General features: G+C 34.3%; 2 protein-coding genes. Both read left to right on the forward strand.

Annotation, left to right across the window (positions count from 1 at the left end; all coding sequences use genetic code 11):
• The first annotated feature begins 14 nt into the window (after positions 1 to 14).
• Entirely contained in the window at positions 15 to 926 is a 912-nt protein-coding gene (locus RMO83_RS08675) for a type IX secretion system membrane protein PorP/SprF (protein ID WP_310559282.1), read from the forward strand.
• A gap of 13 nt (positions 927 to 939) precedes the next feature.
• Complete coding sequence (locus RMO83_RS08680) at positions 940 to 2,883, forward strand: OmpA family protein (RefSeq protein ID WP_310559283.1); 1,944 nt, start codon at positions 940 to 942, stop codon at positions 2,881 to 2,883.

Raw genomic sequence — 2,883 nt, forward strand, 5'->3', positions numbered from 1 at the left:
AAAAACCAAACTAAATGAGAACAAAAATTTTAATAGTAGCTTTGATGATAACGGGATTTGCGAGTCAAGCACAGCAAGACGCACAATACACCCATTATATGTATAACACAATCAATGTGAATCCTGCTTATGCTGGTTCACGAGGAGTCATGAGTGTTTTTGGATTGCATAGAACACAATGGGTTGGATTAGATGGAGCCCCAGTAACCAATACTTTCTCTATCAATTCTCCTATTTCGAACAGTAATCTAGGAGTTGGTTTTTCCTTTGTAAACGACCGAATCGGACCAACAACTGAGAATATAATATCGGCTGATGTATCGTATTCTATCCAAACATCAGAAAGTTATAAGTTATCATTTGGTGTAAAAGGATCGGCTAATTTATTCAATTTGGATGTTACAAAGTTAAATCCACAGAGTATGAACGATCCGTTATTGCAGAACCTAAGTAGTGATTTTTCTCCTAATATTGGAGCTGGTATTTACTTACATTCTGATAAATTATACCTTGGTGCCTCTGTTCCTAACTTTTTCGAAACCAGACGTTATGACGACAATACAATTGCGGTTTATAAAGAGCGTATGAACTTTTATTTCATTGGTGGATATGTTTTTGATATCACGCCAAGTTTAAAATTCAAACCTGCCTTTTTAACTAAAATTATTGAAGGTGCTCCACTACAATTAGATGTTTCAGGAAATTTTTTATTCTTTGAAAAACTTACTTTAGGCGCTGCTTGGAGATGGGATGCTGCAGTGAGTGCTATGGCTGGTTTTCAAATCACCGATGGTTTGTTTATTGGTTATGGATACGATTTAGAAACAACTAGATTAAGAAACTTCAATTCAGGTTCTCATGAAGTGTTTTTACGATTTGAGTTATTCAAACGACAAGATAAAATAGTTTCACCACGATTCTTCTAAAAAGCGACAAAAGATGAAAAATAAAATTACATTATTATTAGTATGCATCGCTTCGATGACTATTTATTCACAAAAAGTGAAAGTCGCTAAAGCGGATAAAAATTACGATAAATTTGCTTATATAGATGCTATAAAAACCTATGAGCGTGTCTTTGAGAAAGGATACAAAACTCCTGATATGTTGCAAAAATTAGGAAATGCCTATTATTTTAATGCCGATTTAGAGAAAGCAGCAAAATGGTATGGCGAATTATTTGCTCTTACTCAAGAGGTAGAACCAGAATACTACTATCGTTATGCACAATCGTTAAAAGCGATGAAAGACTATAAAAAAGCCGATGAAATGCTAGTGAAGTTCAACCAAAAAAGTGGAAACGACCTTAGAGCTAAATTAGCTACAGCACAAAAAGATTATTTGGCTGTTATTAGAAAAAACTCAGGCAGATATACCATCGAAAATGCAGGTATCAATTCTGATAAATCAGATTACGGAAGTGCTTACCTTGGTAACAAAGTAGTATTTGCTTCGGCTAGAGATACTGGTGGATTCGCAGGTAGAAAACACACATGGACCAATGAGAGTTTTACCAATTTGTATCAAGCTGAAATGGGAGCTGAAGGTGGACTTACTAAAGCGGAACGTTTTGGAAATAAATTAAATTCTAAATTCCACGAATCAACTCCTGTTTTTACTAAAGATGGTAAAACGGTTTACTTTACTAGAAATAATTTTCTCAACGGAAAAAAAGGAAAAGATGCTGAGAAAGCTACTTTATTAAAAGTATACCGTGCTACATTAAATGGTGATCAGTGGGAAAACATAACCGAATTACCTTTTAATAGCGATAATTACAATGTAGCACATCCTGCTTTAAGTAAAGATGAAAAAACATTGTACTTTGCATCGAATATGCCAGGAACATTGGGACAATCAGATATTTTTAAAGTGGCCATTAAAGGCGATGGTAGTTATGGAACTCCTGAAAACTTAGGGAATATAATTAATACCGAAGGTAGAGAAACGTTTCCTTTTGTTTCTTCTGATAACGAAATGTATTTTGCCTCTGACGGACATCCAGGATTGGGTGGAATGGATATATTTGTTTCTAAACTAGACAATCAAACTTATAAAGAAGCCATCAATGTCGGTGAGCCGCTAAACAGCTCTAAAGATGACTTTTCGTTTATTATCAACAATACAACTCGATTGGGTTATGTATCATCTAATAGAGATGGCGGACAAGGTAGTGATGATATTTACCGATTTAAAGAAAACAAAAAATTAGAATGCGAACAATTTTTATCAGGTGTTGTAACCGATAAACAAACCGGACTTCCAATTGCAAATGCAAAAGTAACATTGTCTGACAGCAATTTTAATAGACTAAGAGATGTTATTACTGATGCAGAAGGTAAATTTGATTTTGGAAAAGTAGATTGCAACAGTAAATACTACCTAAAAACTGAAAGACCAGAATATACAACTGTAGAAACGCCAACTATTACCGCTAAAGAAACAGGTAAAACATTTGTTCCAGTAGAATTAGAAAAAGCAGTGCAACCAATAAAAACTGGTGATGATATTGCTAAAAAATTCAAAATTAATATTATTTATTTCGATTTAGATAAATCAAATATTCGTGAGGATGCTGCTATTGATTTAGCTAAAATACTCGATGTAATGGAACAAAATCCAACTATGGAAGTAGATATTCGTTCGCATACTGATTGTAGACAAACGGCTAAATACAACGAATCGTTATCCGACAGAAGAGCCAAATCGACTATGGCTTGGTTAATCAAAAACGGAATCAATAAATCCAGATTAACAGCTAAAGGCTATGGCGAATCGCAATTAGTGAACAATTGTCCGTGCGAACCAACTAACAAATCTAGTTGCTCTGAAGCTGAACATCAAGCCAACAGACGTTCGGAATTTATTATTACAAAATTGTAA

It is taken from the genome of Flavobacterium sp., assembly GCF_031423415.1.
GTDB lineage: Bacteria > Bacteroidota > Bacteroidia > Flavobacteriales > Flavobacteriaceae > Flavobacterium.